Annotated in this window: 16 protein-coding genes and 1 other annotated feature; of the genes, 12 read left to right on the forward strand and 4 right to left on the reverse strand. The window is 46.0% G+C overall.

Annotated elements, in window-relative coordinates; all coding sequences use genetic code 11:
* The first annotated feature begins 77 nt into the window (after positions 1-77).
* The 7 genes from V1498_RS07435 (at position 78) to V1498_RS07465 (ending at position 8121) form a co-directional block, all read left to right on the forward strand.
* Positions 78-1199 (forward strand): tripeptidase T, encoded by a 1122-nt coding sequence (locus V1498_RS07435; protein ID WP_409297917.1) that lies wholly within the window; start codon positions 78-80, stop codon positions 1197-1199.
* A gap of 84 nt (positions 1200-1283) precedes the next feature.
* A complete protein-coding gene (locus V1498_RS07440) occupies positions 1284-1748 on the forward strand; it encodes a chemotaxis protein CheW (protein WP_409297919.1) in 465 nt (154 codons plus the stop codon).
* A gap of 77 nt (positions 1749-1825) precedes the next feature.
* The gene (locus V1498_RS07445; protein WP_409297921.1) at positions 1826-3070 is read left to right on the forward strand and encodes a DNA polymerase IV; all 1245 of its coding nucleotides are present in this window, start codon (positions 1826-1828) and stop codon (positions 3068-3070) included.
* 152 nt (positions 3071-3222) lie between these two features.
* The gene (gene gndA, locus V1498_RS07450; RefSeq protein ID WP_409297922.1) at positions 3223-4632 is read left to right on the forward strand and encodes an NADP-dependent phosphogluconate dehydrogenase; all 1410 of its coding nucleotides are present in this window, start codon (positions 3223-3225) and stop codon (positions 4630-4632) included.
* Between the two features lie 277 nt (positions 4633-4909).
* The gene (locus V1498_RS07455; RefSeq protein ID WP_409289123.1) at positions 4910-5719 is read left to right on the forward strand and encodes a YitT family protein; all 810 of its coding nucleotides are present in this window, start codon (positions 4910-4912) and stop codon (positions 5717-5719) included.
* Positions 5720-5963: 244 nt separating this feature from the next.
* Positions 5964-7400: a 4-hydroxyphenylacetate 3-monooxygenase, oxygenase component gene (gene hpaB, locus V1498_RS07460; protein WP_409297923.1), complete on the forward strand. Its 1437-nt coding sequence runs from the start codon at positions 5964-5966 to the stop codon at positions 7398-7400.
* A gap of 544 nt (positions 7401-7944) precedes the next feature.
* On the forward strand, positions 7945-8121 hold the full coding sequence (locus tag V1498_RS07465) for a hypothetical protein (protein WP_409297925.1): 177 nt from the start codon (positions 7945-7947) through the stop codon (positions 8119-8121).
* A 123-nt stretch (positions 8122-8244) separates the two neighbouring features.
* Here the strand turns inward: V1498_RS07465 and zwf are convergent, their stop codons facing one another.
* Entirely contained in the window at positions 8245-9717 is a 1473-nt protein-coding gene (gene zwf / locus V1498_RS07470; protein WP_409299201.1) for a glucose-6-phosphate dehydrogenase, read from the reverse strand.
* A gap of 233 nt (positions 9718-9950) precedes the next feature.
* Between zwf and rnz the strand changes: the two genes are divergently transcribed.
* A complete protein-coding gene (gene rnz / locus V1498_RS07475) occupies positions 9951-10895 on the forward strand; it encodes a ribonuclease Z (protein ID WP_409297927.1) in 945 nt (314 codons plus the stop codon).
* Positions 10892-11446, forward strand: a complete 555-nt coding sequence (locus V1498_RS07480; protein WP_409297929.1) for a histidine phosphatase family protein — start codon at positions 10892-10894, stop codon at positions 11444-11446. The genes rnz and V1498_RS07480 overlap by 4 nt, the downstream gene beginning before the upstream one ends.
* A gap of 1009 nt (positions 11447-12455) precedes the next feature.
* On the opposite strand, the gene proC is transcribed toward V1498_RS07480, so the two are convergent.
* Positions 12456-13301 carry a pyrroline-5-carboxylate reductase gene (proC, locus tag V1498_RS07485; protein ID WP_409297931.1) on the reverse strand — a complete coding sequence of 282 codons (846 nt, stop codon included), beginning with the start codon at positions 13299-13301 and terminating at the stop codon, positions 12456-12458.
* 64 nt (positions 13302-13365) lie between these two features.
* Positions 13366-13587 (reverse strand) — a binding site (T-box leader).
* Positions 13588-13792: 205 nt separating this feature from the next.
* Here proC and V1498_RS07490 point away from each other — a divergent pair.
* Positions 13793-14767 carry an MBL fold metallo-hydrolase gene (locus V1498_RS07490; protein WP_409297932.1) on the forward strand — a complete coding sequence of 325 codons (975 nt, stop codon included), beginning with the start codon at positions 13793-13795 and terminating at the stop codon, positions 14765-14767.
* The gene (locus tag V1498_RS07495; RefSeq protein WP_409297933.1) at positions 14764-15558 is read left to right on the forward strand and encodes an SDR family NAD(P)-dependent oxidoreductase; all 795 of its coding nucleotides are present in this window, start codon (positions 14764-14766) and stop codon (positions 15556-15558) included. Before V1498_RS07490 ends, V1498_RS07495 begins: the two co-directional genes overlap by 4 nt.
* Positions 15559-15624: 66 nt before the next feature.
* Here V1498_RS07495 and V1498_RS07500 read toward each other — a convergent pair whose 3' ends face one another.
* Positions 15625-16476 carry a permease prefix domain 1-containing protein gene (locus tag V1498_RS07500; protein WP_409297935.1) on the reverse strand — a complete coding sequence of 284 codons (852 nt, stop codon included), beginning with the start codon at positions 16474-16476 and terminating at the stop codon, positions 15625-15627.
* 2 nt (positions 16477-16478) lie between these two features.
* Positions 16479-16814, reverse strand: a complete 336-nt coding sequence (locus V1498_RS07505) for a PadR family transcriptional regulator (protein WP_409297937.1) — start codon at positions 16812-16814, stop codon at positions 16479-16481.
* A gap of 187 nt (positions 16815-17001) precedes the next feature.
* On the opposite strand from V1498_RS07505, the gene V1498_RS07510 reads away from it, so the two are divergent.
* Positions 17002-17454 carry an HIT family protein gene (locus V1498_RS07510; RefSeq protein WP_409297938.1) on the forward strand — a complete coding sequence of 151 codons (453 nt, stop codon included), beginning with the start codon at positions 17002-17004 and terminating at the stop codon, positions 17452-17454.
* Positions 17455-17457 lie beyond the last annotated feature (3 nt).

Here is a 17457-nt window from a genome sequence, read left to right on the forward strand (position 1 = left end):
GGCAGTCAGGAAAATTTGCCCCTAAAATCAGTTTATAGGTATACTAGGATTGAACTTACATATTGGAGGTAACCCTAATGGTCAATCAGGAACGTTTGTTAAATGAGTTTCTAGAGCTGGTGCAGGTTGATTCCGAAACAAAATTCGAATCAGAAATTGCCAAAGTCCTTAAAGAAAAATTCACATCTCTGGGGCTCGAAGTGACAGAAGATGATACCACCTCGGTAACGGGACATGGAGCGGGGAATCTCGTCTGCACCCTTAAAGGGACAAAAGAAGGGGCAGACAGTATTTATTTCACCTCTCATATGGATACAGTGGTTCCAGGAAAAGGAATCAAGCCTTCTGTTAAGGACGGCTATGTAGTATCAGACGGAACAACGATCCTTGGTGCAGATGACAAGGCTGGGCTTGCTGCCATGCTTGAAGCGATACAGGTTTTGAAAGAGCAGAACATCAAACACGGCACCATTCAATTTATCATCACAGTCGGGGAAGAATCCGGCCTTGTAGGTGCGAAGGCGCTCGATCCTTCCCTTGTGACGGCGCAATATGGCTTTGCACTCGACAGTGACGGCAGGGTAGGGAACATTGTGGTTGCCGCCCCTACTCAGGCAAGAGTGACCGTTACCGTCCATGGCAGGACAGCGCATGCCGGCGTTGCTCCTGAAAAAGGTGTTTCGGCCATCACCATCGCATCCCGCGCCATTTCCAGGATGCCGCTTGGCCGGATTGACGAAGAAACGACTGCGAACATTGGAAGCTTTGCCGGCGGCACACAGACAAATATTGCGGCTGACCGTGTAGACATCCTTGCGGAAGCGCGTTCCCTTGTTCCGGAAAAAATGGAAGCACAGACTGCCCGGATGAAGGAAGCCTTTGAAACAGCCGCAGCTGAAATGGGCGGAAGGGCTGATGTAAACATCGAAGTCATGTACCCAGGATTCAAATACGGAGAAGGTGACCATGTGGTAGAGGTAGCGAGAAAAGCGGCCGCAAGAATCGGGCGTCCTTCTGAATTACAGAAGAGCGGCGGCGGCAGCGACGCCAACGTCATTGCCGGATTTGGTATTCCAACCGTCAACCTTTCAGTTGGTTATGAGGAAATCCATACAACGAATGAAAGAATTCCAGTGGAAGAACTGTACAAGCTTGCGGAAATGACCGTGGCGGTGGTACAGGAAGCCGCAGGGGAATAACAGTGAAAAGAAGGGATAGCATACATCCCTTCTTTTTTTGTATAATGAATGGAAAGAAACTAAGAGAGATAAGAGGGAAATCAAATGGAATCTATTAAAGCGGTTGTATTTCTGGCTGGCTCTGAAGAATATGCCATACCCATTGAAAACGTCATTTCAATTGACAAGCCGGGACCGGTAACCCCTGTGCCTCATATGCCGGACCATTTTCTTGGAATGACCACTGTCCGGGAGGAAATGATTCCACTGGTGGATGCACAGAAAGCCCTGTACCCGCTCTTTGATGGAACAGGGGAGACTAAGTGGATTGTCATCCAAATAGACGGGTTTAAGGCGGGCCTCGCAGTCAAGGATGCCAGGGAAATTATCGAAGTCCAGGCAGATCAGCTCAAGCAGCTTGGCTTGGCCAATTATCCCGGCACCCATTTTATCAGCGGGATTGTGAGCATCGAGAAGGGCAGACTGATACCTGTGATCGACCCAGAAGAATTCATCGGCTCCCTCGAAGGGATAAAGGCACTGAAGGAGTACATAGAGCAGAACACTTGATGGGCAGCCGCATGGTTTGCTCTTTCTTTTATACAGGGATGTTTTAGCAGGGATTAAAGGGGAAGGAGGGAGAAACGATGAGGGAAATGTACCCGAAAAAGGGGAGAGTCATTCTCCATGTGGATATGAACAGCTTTTATGCTTCTGTTGAGATGGCATATGATGCTGGTTTGAAAGGAAAACCCCTCGCCATTGCAGGGAATGTCGAGGAACGCAGGGGAATCATTGTAACCTGCAGCTATGAGGCAAGGAAGTTTGGCGTCAAGACGACGATGCCGCTGTGGGAAGCAAAAAAACTCTGCCCCCAGCTTATTGTGAAGAGCCCTGACTTTGATAAATACCGTACAGCTTCCATCGCGATATTCGATTTGCTGAGGCAGTATACCGAACTGGTTGAGCCGGTCTCTATAGATGAAGGTTATTTAGATATCACGGAGTGCAGTGATCTGGGTTCGCCGCTCGAAATCGCGCATAATATCCAGCAGAGAATCCTAGAAACGCTGGATTTGCCCTGCAGCATTGGTATTGCTCCGAATAAATTTCTTGCCAAGACTGCCTCGGACATGAAGAAGCCAATGGGAATCACCGTCCTCCGGAAAAGGGACGTTCCTCATATCCTCTGGCCCCTTCATGCCGGTGAAATGCATGGAATCGGCGAAAAAACTGCCCAGAAACTTGGGAATATAAATGTCCATACAATCGGCGATCTCGCGGCAGCCAATGATGTTCAGCTGAGGCATGTCCTTGGGATTAACGGCCTGAAGCTTAAGAGCAAGGCCAATGGAGAGGACAACCGTCCGGTCGACCCGGAATCCATCTATGAACATAAGAGTGTGGGGAACTCGACAACTCTTCCCTATGATGCAACAAATGAAAAAGAATTGGTCACCGTATTGAATCAGCTTTCAGAGAAAGTGGCCGCCAGATTAAAAAGAAAAAACCTCGCCGGTCAGAAAATCGGGATTACCATCCGCTACAAAAACCGAAAAACGATAACACGAAGCAAAAAACTTTCCAATCCAGTCACCCAAAAGGAAGAAATCGCCGAAAGGGCAAAAGCGCTATTCAAACAGCATTGGAATGGGGATGCGGTGCGGCTGCTCGGAGTCAGCGCCTTCGATGTCGTAGAAAAGGAAGAAGCATACAAGCAGCTCGATCTGTTCTCCTACCATCAGGATGCGAAAAAAGAACCTTTGATATCTGCTCTTGAAAAGATTCGGCAGAAGTGGGGGAAAGAGGCGATCCAACGGGGATCAGACCGCAGTGCCCCTGCAAGGGGAGCTTCATCTGAAACGAGTTTTGGCAAGGATATTTTCGACTGATACCTATAATGGCGTTTGTCATGTTTTTAGCGGGACAGATATGTGTAAAATAAGAGTGAGTGTTAAAGAAAGGTACCGTATACAATGGTTTCTTGCCCTGCACCTAAACACTTGAATATATGATGAATTTATCTAAAAAGGAGTGTTGTAACATGTCAAAGCAGCAAATCGGTGTGATCGGGATGGCCGTAATGGGGAAAAACCTCGCTTTCAATATTGAAAGCCGGGGATACAGCGTCTCTATTTTCAATCGTTCCAGAGAAAAAACGGATGACGTGATAAAGGAAGCGGAAGGTAAAAACCTTGTTCCATCTTATACCATTGAAGATTTTGTACAGTCTCTTGAGTCTCCAAGGAAAATCTTATTAATGGTTAAGGCAGGGGCCGCTACGGACGCAACGATTGAACAGTTAAAGCCACTCCTGGATAAGGGGGATATATTAATCGATGGAGGAAATACGTTCTTTGTCGACACACAGCGGAGAAATCAGGAATTAAGCGGGCTTGGAATTAATTTTATCGGTACCGGGGTTTCAGGCGGTGAAGAGGGAGCTTTAAAAGGGCCGTCCATCATGCCCGGCGGCCAGAAGGAAGCTTATGATCTAGTCGAGCCGATCCTGAAGGAAATATCCGCCAAGGTAGATGGGGAGCCTTGCTGTACATATATCGGGCCAAACGGAGCAGGCCATTATGTCAAGATGGTCCATAACGGCATTGAATATGGAGACATGCAGCTGATTGCAGAATCCTATTTCCTCTTGAAAAATATTCTGGGCTTATCAGCTGATGAGCTGCATCAAGTATTTGCCGAGTGGAACAAGGGGGAGCTTGACAGCTACCTGATTGAAATAACGGCTGATGTCTTTAAGAAATATGATGATGAAACAGGAAAGCCGCTTGTTGATGTCATTCTTGACAAGGCCGGGCAGAAGGGCACGGGGAAATGGACAAGCCAGAGTGCGCTGGATCTTGGCGTACCGCTTCCAATTATCACCGAATCGGTATTTGCCCGCTTCATCTCAGCTCTCAAGGATGAGCGGATACAAGCGAGCAAGGTACTGAACGGCCCTGCTGCCACTGAATTCAGCGGAGACAGGGAGGGCTTTATCGAGTCCATCCGAAAGGCGCTGTATATGAGTAAAATCTGTTCCTATGCACAAGGATTCGCACAAATGAAGGCTGCTTCCACTGAATATGGCTGGGATCTCCGCTACGGGGACATCGCCATGATTTTCAGGGGTGGATGCATCATCCGGGCGCAATTCCTGCAGAAGATCAAGGAAGCCTATGACCGCGAGCCGGCCCTGAATAATTTATTGCTCGATTCTTATTTCAAGGAAATCGCCGAGAGCTATCAGGCGGCACTCCGCGAGGTCATCGGCACCGCGGTTGCCAAAGGGATACCAGTGCCATGCTTCTCGGCTGCCCTGGCTTACTTTGACAGCTACCGCACCGAAACACTTCCAGCAAACCTCATTCAGGCCCAGCGTGACTATTTCGGTGCACATACCTATGAAAGAACAGATAAAGAAGGAATTTTCCATACCGAGTGGATGGAATGATTGGTTAGTAAGTACTGAGATAGTGCGGATCAAAATAGAACAAATAGAACAAGGTCAGAAAGGGCTGATTCCTTAAATAGGGGCAGTCCTTTCTTTATTTAATGCTGTTTTGAAAAAATGTTGGTACTTTTATGAGTTCTTTGAGGTACATAATCTTTCCCAAAGCTGTTGTTGTAATTACTCACCCTGCATTTTCTGAAAATACTTTTATTTAATGAATTCTTTAATTCTCTACTATAATAAAACTTAACACTCTCAGTAGATGCAGGAGGTAGAAATGTCACGAATCTTACAAATTATTTTAGGATCATTTATAATCGGGTTTGCCTATAATTTTTTCCTCATCCCTCATGAGATTCTAAGCAGCGGGATCGCCGGGATTGCCATAATGCTTGGTATCCTTACACCGCTTGGTACCGGAATCATGAACTTTCTCCTCAATCTTCCGCTGCTGATACTGGGCATCATGAAGCTTGGCAGACAATTTATCAGCTACACCATTCTGTCCGTAGTCGCCCTTACGGTTAGCTTATATATCATTCCTGTGTATGAGGTTTCATCTGAACCTATCCTTTCGTCTGTGTTCGGCGGGCTGCTGACAGGAATCGGCATCGGAATCATCTTCCGTGCCTCAGGATCTTCAGGAGGCTTTGATATAATTGCGATGCTCCTCACTAAAAAAAGGGACTTTCCATTAGGAGCCCTTATTTCAGCCATGAATGGAATTGTAGTCATTGCCTCAGGCTTTATCTTTAACTGGGACGCTGCCCTGAATACTCTGGTCGGCATCTATGTAACAGGCAAAGTCATCGACGCCATCCATACGAACCATATCAAACTGACACTAACCATCGTGACCTCTAAAGGAACCGAATTAAAGGAACAGCTGCTGAAAAATCTATACCGCGGTGTGACTTTGATGGACGGGGAAGGCGCCTATTCCGGATTGGAGAAAAAAATTCTCATGACGGTCATCACAAGATATCAGCTGACAGAAGTCAAGCAGCTGATCAGCGAAATAGATCCGCAGGCATTTGTCAATGTAACAGAAACAAAAGAAGTACTGGGTTCCTTCCATAGAGGATAAAACCCCTGCAAACCTCCGCTTTTTCACACGGAGGTTTTTTTATTATCAGCACATGCCTGGCCGCTGTGTTTTATATCCCTTATCTTTAGTGTTGTATGGAACGTGAATGTCAGGCTGAATAATTATCTTCTCTGAGCGGTAGCTTGCGGTGCACCAGCTGAATAGGTTATGCATATAAGCATATTCACTCGGGGGCAGCGCTTGAAGAAATGAGGCAGCCCTGACCAAGAGAAGAGGGGGAAGTATGCCGGCAATCAATGGTTCAGCATATTTGAAAAGAATAAAGGACCTTAAGGCCGAAATTTGGCTTGAAGGTAAAAAAATTACCGGATGCGTCACAGAGCATCAGGCTTTCAAAGGAATACTCAATAGTAAAGCGAGATTATATGACCTTCAGCTGGAAGACTCGAAAAAAGACTTCATGACTTTTACATCTCCCCTGACAGGGGAAAGAGTGGGTACCTCCTATTTAATTCCGAAATCCAAAGAGGATTTGGAAAAAAGAAGGCTGACTACCCAGGAATGGGCAAAAACCTCCGGCGGGATGATGGGAAGGTCGCCGGATTATATGAATACGGGCTTGATGGCCCTGGCTGCTGCATGGGAAGAATTTGAGGACGATAATCATTTCGGGCGGCACTTAAAAGGAATTTACGAACATGCCAGAGAAAGCGACCTGACATTTGCCCACACCTTCATGAGTCCCCAGATAAATCGGTCTGCTGGATATTGTGAGCAGTCGGATGAACCGATATCAGCCCGGGTGGTCAAGACCACGAAAGACGGCCTTATTATTAAGGGAGCAAGGGTAATGGCAACACAGGGGGGATTAACAGATGAGATTCTGCTGCTGCCAGTGGGCGGAAGCTTTATAGATGAGCCATTTGTTTATGCTTTCTCCATTCCGAGCAGCACACCCGGTCTGAAGTTCCTGTGCCGGGAATCATTTGCATACCGCCCATCCAAATGGGATCACCCGCTTGGAGCGAGATTTGAGGAAATGGATGCAACCGTGGTCTTTGATAAAGTCCTGGTTCCATGGGAGAGAGTTTTTTTACACAAAAATTATGGCGTCCTGATTTCTATGTATGAAGCATCAAAATTCTATCCATTCCTGCTGCATCAGATTGTGTCAAGGCAGGTCATTAAAACGCAATTTCTCCTTGGGGCTGCCCAGCTGATGGTCAATGCCATCGATATAGGTGATTATCACCATGTCAAAGACAAAGTCTGTGAAATGATAACAGGTTTTGAAGTCATGCGAGCCTTGCTGCTGACCTCTGAACTGGAGGCGAAAAAAGATGAAAGGGGAGTCATGATCCCAAGCGGCAATTCATTATATGCAGCCATTGCCATGTTTCCAAAGCTATATCCGAGGCTGATTGAGATCATTCAGCTCCTCGGTGCAGGAGGGATCATTTCCATCCCTACAGAATCAGACTTTCAATCATCGATCCAGGAAGACTTATTGCTTTATGCTCAAGGAGCCTCCTGTGATGCCGAGACGAAAAACCAGATTTTCAGGCTTGCATGGGATATAAGTACAAGTGCCTATGGAGGAAGGCAGACATTATACGAACGCTTCTTTTTTGGAGATCCGGAAAGAATTAAAACGGGGATATATAACAGCTATCCAAGAGATGATGCCATGCAGATGGTCAAAGAAATACTGGACAGCTGAAAACAATAATAGTCCACCTCAGGGGTGGACTATCATACTTTTTATAGGTTGCTGCCTAGTCTTCAATAATAAGGGCCTGGTCATATATCTGTAGTTCAGGCCTGATCCAGAGGCTGGCAAAATTGCGGCATATAGGTACGTCAGCGGCAGATGCCTGTCCAAATAATTGAAAAATCCGGGTCAGAGGGCCTGCGAGGCTCACTGATACAACCACTGCGGGCTCAGCGATACAACCTGCGGCAAAGATTTGATCCGTATATATGAAGAATGAATCGTTGGACGCGATTCGTCTTGTTCTTTGATTACATAATAACATGAGGAACACCCGTTCGCAACCATTTAGCCTGAAATTATTTCGACAATTCTTGCAATATAAAGAGAAGGGTCCTTTTCTGATAATCCCCAGCCCGAGTGGGGCACTCTCTTCCTTCCATGGTGCTGGCGTACGAAGGTCTGGTGCTGAAAAAATAGTTTTGAAAAGTGTTTTTAAGGTCGAAATATAGTGGTATGTAAAGCATATATAGTTATAGAAGGAGGAGATAACATGGCAGCTTTTGTTACGGCAGCCGTCGTGCTGATAGTGTTAATCTTCGCAATTGAAACCGGCGTGGGACGCTGGCTTAATAAGGACGACAAAATTCTGAACCAAATAACTCCCGACGAAAAGAATTATGCAGAAAACTATGAAGAGGGCGGACATCATAATTCCAGGGCGCTATAGTACCCAATTCTTAAAGTAGTTCCCCGTACAAAGATCCGGATTATTGGCCGGATCTTTTTGATATGCCGGGCCGGATATGCTCCTTGTATAAAAAAAAGCCAGGCATCTGCCTGGCTCTTAAAATCAGTTGCAATCATTGATATCCAAGTTCTCTACCGGCCACCAGTAGAAGCCGTCCTTCTCGAGCATATCATCGGCTGCCTGAGGACCTTCTGTACCAGCTGCGTAGTTAGGGAACGAACCTTCTTCGGTGTTTTCCCAGACTGCGGAGATAGCATCAACGAACTTCCAGGACAGGGCCACTTCATCCCAATGAGTGAAATTGGTGGCATCGCCTCTCATGCTGTCATACAGAAGTTTCTCGTATGCCTCCGGCGTGTTCATTTTATCTTCACTTTTGCTGGCCGAATTGAGCTTGACCGGCGTTGTTTTCATGCCTGCGCCCACTTTTTTGGCATTGAGGTGAAGCGTGATTCCTTCTTCCGGCTGAATATGGATGACCAGCAGGTTAGGCAGGAGTGCTTCATCCGTGTTGTAATAAAGATTCATCGGTATGTCCTTGAACTGGACGACGATTTTAGTGGATTTCTTGCTGAGCCTTTTCCCTGTGCGGATGTAAAACGGTACACCAGCCCAGCGGAAGTTATCAAACACCAGCTTCCCGGCCACATAGGTTTCAGTATTGGATGCAGGGTCGACCATCGGCTCCTCGCGGTATCCAGGCACCTGGCTTCCATTCATCTCACCCTCGCCATATTGTCCGCGGACAAAATATTGGCCTACTTCCTCGTTGTTCATAGGACGGAGGGATCGAAGAGCACGAACCTTTTCGCTCCGGATCTCCTCCGTGTTTAATTTGATCGGCGGCTCCATGGCGAGAAGTGCTACCATCTGGAGCATATGGTTCTGGACCATGTCCCTTAAAGCTCCGCTGTTTTCGTAGTAACGGCCTCTTTCTTCCACGCCCAGCGTTTCGCTTGAGGTAACCTGGATATTGGAAATATACCGGTTATTCCAAAGCGGTTCAAACAACGCATTGGCAAAGCGGATGACCTGGATATTCTGTACCATCGCTTTTCCGAGATAGTGGTCGATACGGTAGATTTCTTCCTCGGAGAATGCTCTCCTTAAACGGTTGTTCAGCTCTTCAGCAGATTTGTAATCATGGCCGAAAGGTTTTTCGATCACGAGCCTCTTATATCCTGCTGTATCAGTAAGGCCGTCTGACTTCAGATGATCGGCTATGGTGCCGAAGAATTCCGGGGCCATGGCCAGGTAGAACAGGCGGTTTCCTTCCAGGCTGTAATCCTCATCCAGTTTATTGGCCAGATCTTTAAGCTGTATGTAAGAGCTGGAATCCGTTACATCATGAGAATGGTAATAGAAGTGGGAGGCGAATTCATCCAATCCGTCATGCTCGCCTATGGAAGCAGAGATGGATGTTTTGACTGAATCCTGGAAGTCCTCAAGCGTCAGCGAACGGCGTGCAACCCCCAGGACTGCAAACTTCTCGGTAAGCCTCCCTTTTTTATATAAACGGTATAAGGACGGGTAGAGCTTGCGGTGTGCCAAGTCTCCGGTAGCACCGAATATCATGATTAATGCGGTTGGTGTATTATTTTCTGTCACAATAGGACCCTCACTTTTTGTTAGACCTTGTTTAAACTCCAATACAATTTTAATTATTGTGGTTCCTTTAATCAAATATAACAGCTTTCTTTTTAGATACTTTTTCATTCAAACGCTTTCTTTGCTTTAACAGGAGTTTTCCTTGACGCCTTATATAAAGTAAAATAAAGAAAGAATACCAACGAAAAGGGGTACCGGTCATGGATTTTGTTTTCTTAGGCACAGGAGCCGGAGTTCCTGCGAAAAATAGAAATGTGACAAGCATTGCCTTTCAGCTGCTTGAAGAACGAGGTGCAGTCTGGCTGTTTGACTGCGGGGAAGCGACTCAGCACCAGATTCTGCGCACACCCGTAAAACCGAGGAAAATTGAAAAAATCTTTATTACTCATCTCCACGGAGATCATATATTCGGGCTTCCCGGTCTCCTTGGAAGCAGGTCGTTCCAGGGAGGGGTCAGTGAACTCACTGTCTATGGCCCGAGAGGCATTTCGGAATATATTCATACATGTCTTAGAATTAGCGAAACGCACCTAAAATATCCTCTGAAGGTCATTGAAATAGAGGAAGGAATCATTTTTGAAGATGAACAGTTCACCGTGGAAGCAAGACTGCTGGCACATGCACTGCCTTCATACGGCTTCCGCATCGTCGAGAGGGACCGCCCCGGGGTGCTTCAGGCGGACAGGCTTGAAGCAGACGGTATAAGACCTGGTCCTGTCTACAGCCTTTTAAAGCAGGGAAAGACGGTCGAGCTTAAAGACGGGCGGGTCGTACAGGGAACGGATTATTTAGGCAGCCCCCAAAAGGGTAGGGTAGTCACAATACTGGGCGACACCCGTGTGTGCGATAATTCAGTTGTTCTTGCGGAAGGGGCGGATTATTTAGTTCACGAAGCGACTTTTGCCGGGGATGAGGGAAAGATGGCTTTTGATTACTGGCACAGCACGACCGTGCAGGCAGCGGAAACGGCGAAAAAGGCCGGTGCCGCCCATTTGATCCTGACCCATATCAGCTCGCGCTATACGGATGGCGATGTGAAAGATCTTTTGGCAGAAGCGCGGGAGGTATTTGAGAACACCGTGATAGCTGAAGATTTATTGAAGATTAAAATTCCATTGCATGATGAGAAAGGAGATGCAGAATGAGCAAAAAAATATACTTAATCCGCCATGCCAAGGCGGAGGGGCAGCCATTCGGGGCGCCCCTTACCAGCGAGGGAAGGGAACAGGCTGAGAAGCTCATCCCGTTTTTTAAGGGCCGGGAACTGAATCGAATCATCTCAAGCCCTTTTATGAGGGCAGTCGAGACTATAAGGCCGCTTGCACTCCACAGGGGCCTGCCAATTGAGCAGGACGCCCGGCTCGCTGAACGGGTCCTGAGCTCCACCATGCATGATAATTGGAAAGAACTGCTGAAGCACAGCTTTCTCGATATGGATTCTGTCCTTGAAGGAGGCGAATCTAACAGTGCTGCGCTGCTCAGGGTAGAATCACTGCTCAATGAACTCATATTGACCGAGGAAAAAGCGATCGCCCTAGTGAGCCATGGAAATTTAAGCACCCTGATGCTTCATTATTTTGACAGGAGCTTTGGGTATGATGAGTTGATGAGAATGACCAACCCGGATGTCTTTGAAATCAATGTCACAAATGAATCCGCCGCCATCGAAAGGATTTGGCAGGATATTCAGGAGTGAGCTTTCGAATCTCGGCCGGTTTTGGTTCTAATCGTTAGAACACTTTCATCTCGAATCTCGGTCGTTTTTGGTTCTAATGGTTCGTTTAGAACATTTTCATCTCAAATCTCGGCTGTTTTTGGTTCTAATTAGTCGTTTAGGGCATTTTTATAATAAATCCCAGCCGGTTTTGGTTCTAATGGTTCGTTTAGAACATTTTCATCTCAAATCTCGGCTGTTTTTGGTTCTAATGGTTCGTTTAGGACATTTTCATCTCAAATCTCGGCTGTTTTTGGTTCTAATGGTTCGTTTAGAACATTTTCATCTCAAATCTCGGCTGTTTTTGGTTCTAATGGTTCGTTTAGGACATTTTCATCTTAAATCCCAGCCGGTTTTGGTTCTAATCATTCGTTTAGGACAACTTCTGTGGGGATTTCTGCCGATTTTGGTTCTAATTAGCCGTTTAGAACACTTTCATCTCGAATCTCGGCCGATTTTGGTTCTAATTAGCCGTTTAGAACACTTTCATCTCGAATCTCAGCCGGTTTTGGTTCTAATCATTCGTTTAGGACAACTTCTGTGGGGATTTCGGCCGTTTTTGGTTCTAATTAGCCGTTTAGAACACTTTTATCTCGAATCTCAGCCGGTTTTGGTTCTAATTAGTCATTTAGGATATTTTCATCTCAAATCTCGGCTGTTTTTGGTTCTAATGGTTCGTTTAGGACATTTTCATCTTAAATCCCAGCCGGTTTTGGTTCTAATCATTCGTTTAGGACAACTTCTGTGGGGATTTCTGCCGATTTTGGTTCTAATTAGCCGTTTAGAACACTTTCATCTCGAATCTCAGCCGGTTTTGGTTCTAATCGTTTGTTTAGAACACTTTCATCTCGAATCCCAGCCGTTTTTGGTTCTAATCGTTCGTTTAGGAAATGTCAATCTCGAATCTAGTCCGGCTTTGGTTCTTATCATCCATTTAGAACACTTACATCTCCAATCTCGGCCGGTTCTGATTTAGGGCCATTTCTGCTATTCAGCCCCCGCCCGGATGCCGCTGGATTTCTTCACTCAGGTTCTTTCCAAGCTCGGTTGATTGCCTGGAGGCTTCCTTTATGCATTGAATGACGGCATCATGGACCCCAAGCTGATCGAGGACCCTGATTCCGGCTTCTGTTGTGCCTCCCGGGCTTGTTACTTCCTTGCGGAGGCATTCTGGTGTTTTGGATGAGTACTGAAGCATCTGGGCAGCCCCGACCAAAGTCTGGATGGTCAGTTCTTTGGCTGTGGCATCCTGAAGCCCGATTTCACGGGCCGATTTCATCATCGCCTCCGCCAGATAATAGATATAAGCCGGACCACTGCCGGAAAGCCCTGTGACGGCATCGAGCTGTGACTCTTCCACCTGTGATACAATGCCGATCGTGCTGAAAATTTTGTGTACGTCGTCTGCCTGCCTGCTGCCCGCTCTTTCGTTAACGGCAAGGGCAGTAGCGGATTTTCCGATGGCTGCCGAAGTGTTCGGCATAGCCCGGATAATGGATGCTTCACGTCCAAGGATCCTTTCAATGCTTTCCATTGAAACTCCCGCTGCAACCGATATGATCAGCTGATCATCCTGAATATGGGGCTTTGCTGCGCCCAAGGCGGCAATCACATCCTTTGGCTTGACGGCAAGCACGGCCGCATCCGCTCCCATCAGAAGCTCCTCCATCGTGTAAACCGCGGTGATCCCGTACTTATCGTGCAGGAAAGAGAGCCGTTCCTGGTCGCTTTTATTCAACACGCTGATTTGCGGAGGATTTAATATGCCCTTCGCTGTTATTCCTGAAATGATGGCTTCTGCCATAGAGCCCCCGCCGATAAATGCAAGCTTCTTCATAATAAATCCTCCTTTTGTTCAGTAGTGTTTCGATTCCTAAAACAAAAAAACCCCTCATCCTAAAATAAAGGACGAAAGGTTTATCTTCCGTGGTACCACCTTTGTTCATCTGAATCAAATTTTCAGATGCACTCGAAGATCCGGATAACGCTGGATCATGCGTCAGGTTTTCCTAATGCTCATAAGGTAGGTTTCAACAATCAGCAGGCAGCAAAGCCTCTCAGCAGTTTCCGGCTTCACTCTCTTTTGCCCTGAATCATTTACTGGCCTTATTCATCGCAAATACGTATTGATATTAAATGTGATTATGCATGAGGGAGAGGCGCTCTGTCAACAGTCAAATTATTTAAATAATGAAAAAGTTTATTTACGTTATAGGAATATAATGACATCGTTTCTCTTTAAAGTTAAACTGATGTTGTTAACTTTTTTATTTCTGTGAAAAAATAAACTGTCGTTATTTAAATATAATTTCAAAGGGGACCTTTTTTATGTCTCGTGCCGTCAATTCGATTGTCAAAATACCTCTTCCCACCCCATTCGCCGTTGGGGACGTCCATGCCTACCTGCTAAAAGGCGATGTCCTGACATTGGTGGATACCGGGACTAATACGGATGAATCAAAACATGCCCTGCAGCAGGGCCTCTTGTCAGAGGGCTTTCAACTCGGTGATATTGAACAGGTGATCATCACCCATCATCATCCTGATCATGCCGGGGGAGCTGGATTCCTGCCTGCCCACGTGCCTTACCTCGGCCATGAGGCCAACCAGCGCTGGCTTCTGCTCCAGGATGACTTTATCCGGGAGCATGATGAGTTTTTCCTGGGTCTTGCCGGGGAATTGGGTGTCCCGCATGAATATATCGGGTTTATAAAATATCTGCGCGGCTCGCTGAAGTATGCCTCCAACAGGCCGCTTACAGGCTTCCTAAAGGATGGAAGCGAAATTCCGGGCCACCCCGGCTGGACGGTGGTGGAAACCCTCGGACATGCACAGAGCCATATTTCTCTCTATCATGAACAGGATGGATGCATGATAGGCGGCGACCACCTGCTTGCCAGGATTTCTCCTAACCCGCTGATCGAACCTCCCCATGAAAAAGGAGGAGAAAGGCCAAAGTCCCTTCTCCAATATAATCGATCCATCAAAGAATTAAGCGAAATGCCCATCTCCCTTGTATTTCCGGGGCACGGAGAAAATATCAGCGACACAACTGCATTGATTAAACGAAATCTTGACCGCCAGCATGACCGGGCCATGACTGTGAAAAGCATGATAGAATCAAAAGCTTCCACAGCTTTTGAAATCTGCACCATGCTGTTCCCGAAGGTTTTCCTGAAGGAGCCGGGACTGACGCTGTCAGAGACAGTCGGACAGCTGGATTATCTGCTTGCTGCCGGTGAGATTCATGGAGAAAAAACGGACTCAGGCATTATGTATAAAACAGGGAGGGCAATAGGATGACAGCTGAATTAAGAGGTAAAAATATCGTCATCACGGGTGCCTCGGGCGGCATCGGCAGAGAAATCGCCTTGAAGTCGGCTGAACGCGGTGCAAACGTTATCCTGATGGCAAGGAGTCTTGATAAGCTTGAGGCGCTGAGCGGGGAGATAAAAGCGCGATATGGGGTGGGTACATATGTATATCAACTCGACGTAGCGGACACATCCTCTGTTGAAAAAGTGTTTCCACAGATACTCGCCGGTACGGGCGGGATTGATATCCTGGTCAATAATGCAGGGTTCGGTGTCTTTAAGGATGCACATGCTGTGGACCTGGAAGAAGCAAGAGCCATGTTTGAAGTGAATGTCCTCGGTCTCGCAGCCTGCACGAAGATGGTGCTCCCGCATATGAAGGCGAGAAAATCCGGTCATATCATCAATATAGCTTCACAGGCTGGGAAGATTGCTTCCCCAAAATCGAGCATCTATTCCGCCACCAAGCACGCAGTCCTCGGCTATACGAACAGCCTGCGGATGGAGCTTGCCGACGATCACATCCATGTCACAAGCGTCAATCCAGGTCCCATTGCCACCAATTTTTTCAATATTGCCGATGAGTCTGGCACCTATGTGAAAAATGTCCAGCGCTTCATGCTGCAGCCTGAATTCGTGGCCGGGAAGGTAGTGGACGCCATGTTGACAAATAAACGGGAAATCAATCTCCCGGGCTGGATGAATCTCGGCAGTGTCTTTTTTTCTCTTTTCCCGCGCACCTTTGAACGTGTGGGCAGGAAATTTATCTTTAAAAAATGATCCCCCTGATGACAGGGGGATTTTTTTGCGCGTTATTCAGATATGTCTCAGGAGCAATGAATCCTATTACTTTATTACTCCTTTTAACTGCCTGTTTTGCCTCTTTAAGAACAGCCAAATAATACCGAGCACGATAAATAAAGAAAAGAATAAAATGGGAAGCTGGTAAAATGTCCAAGTGGAGGGTCCGGTGTAGTGTTTTAATTGATGATACTTTTCAATCGTCGCTTCATACGAAGGTTTATATTCAAATTGAACAATCCATTGTTCATCCGCCATTATAACCGTTCCTAAATCGTAGCTGCCGGGCACAATCTGCGCTTTGTTTCCAACAATATCATTATTTTTAATTACAATCTCAGCTTTTGTATAGTCTATTGGAAAGTGTGTGTTCGGTTCACCTTTTACTTCTTCATTTTCTCTTAACCAATTTTCCAAACCATCCGCTTTAAAAACGGCTGCTACATTTAGTTTATCTTCATGCTTTTTAAAAATAGTTAACAATTGTTCTTTTTCTCTCCCGGTCACTTTGTTTGAAGAACCCATCGCATCAAAAATTTCAGTCATAATATCTGATCTTTCCTGCTCAACATCAGCAATGTTTTTAACTTCTAAAAATCCGGCAGCGAGAAAGAAAATACCTGACAATAAAAAGATAATAGAAAAGGTTAAAACATAATTAGTAAATTTCTTTTGGACTTTAAAGAATTCCGATAGTCCTTTTTTAATCTGACTCTCACTTCCGAAATTTTCGATTGCGATGCGAATAGCTTCTTCTTTAGATTTCCCTTTCGCCTGCTGCTCTTCCACGGATTCTATTAAATGGGAACGCATTTCCTGCCTTAGATCTTCTATTTCTTGTTTGTTGCCCGCAACATCTTTGTAAATAGAATTTACATATCTGTCTATTTGTTTCAAGGTTATTCTCCTCCTTCGATAAATGTATCTATAATTCTTTTAACAAATTTCCATTCCATGCGCTTTTCTTCAAAACCTTTCTCACCTAATGGGGTAAGTTTGTAATATTTTCTTCTGCCGCCTGGGCCTTGTTCTTCACCCCAATAGGAAGAAATCCACTTATTACTTTCTAATCTCTTCAGTGACAAATAAAGGGTGCCTTCTTTTAATTCAAATTGTTCCTTACTTTTTTCACGCACCAATTTCGCTATTTCATATCCGTACATATCCCTCTTATGCAGTAACGAAAGAATTAAGGTATCAATATGACCTTTTAAAACCTCTTTGTTAATTTCCAATTTTTTCACCTCCTTATCCAATATAAAAAACATTACTTAATAATGCAAGGTATTCCTTTAAAAGAATTATTAAATAACTAGAGAAAGCTCCAATAACCAAACCGGCTGCCTCTCCTTTTAAGAAATATCTTCCAATTTCATTCCGGGTATCTTATAATGTGTGGAATATATAAAAGGGGGAAATGGCATGGGAGACTGTTTTATCTGCAATAAATACAGAGGGGAATATGAGATTCCCGGCGGAATTATCTATGAAGACGATTTTGTGGCTGCGTCGCATATTGATATGGGCAGGGATACTACATATAGCGGCTATATCATGCTGGACCTTAAACGCCATGCTCCATCTCTTGGTGATATGACGGAGGAGGAAGCGGCTGCCTTCGGAATCGCGATGTCCAGGATCAGCCGGGCGCTGAAAGAGAGTGAAGGGGCGGAGCATGTATATGCCCAGGTTTCGGGCAATGCCGTTGCCCATTTGCATATGCATATTGTTCCCCGTTATCCCGGCACTCCGGAAGAATTCTGGGGACCTCGTGATGTCCTGCGCTGGCCCGGTGCACCCATGGCTGATAAGGCCGGGCTGCAAGAGGTAAGCAGCCGCTTAAAAAACTATTTGTCACAGCATTCATTAACATAGGAG

The sequence above is a fragment of the Paraperibacillus marinus genome (assembly GCF_046237605.1).
Lineage (GTDB): Bacteria > Bacillota > Bacilli > Bacillales > DSM-1321 > Paraperibacillus > Paraperibacillus marinus.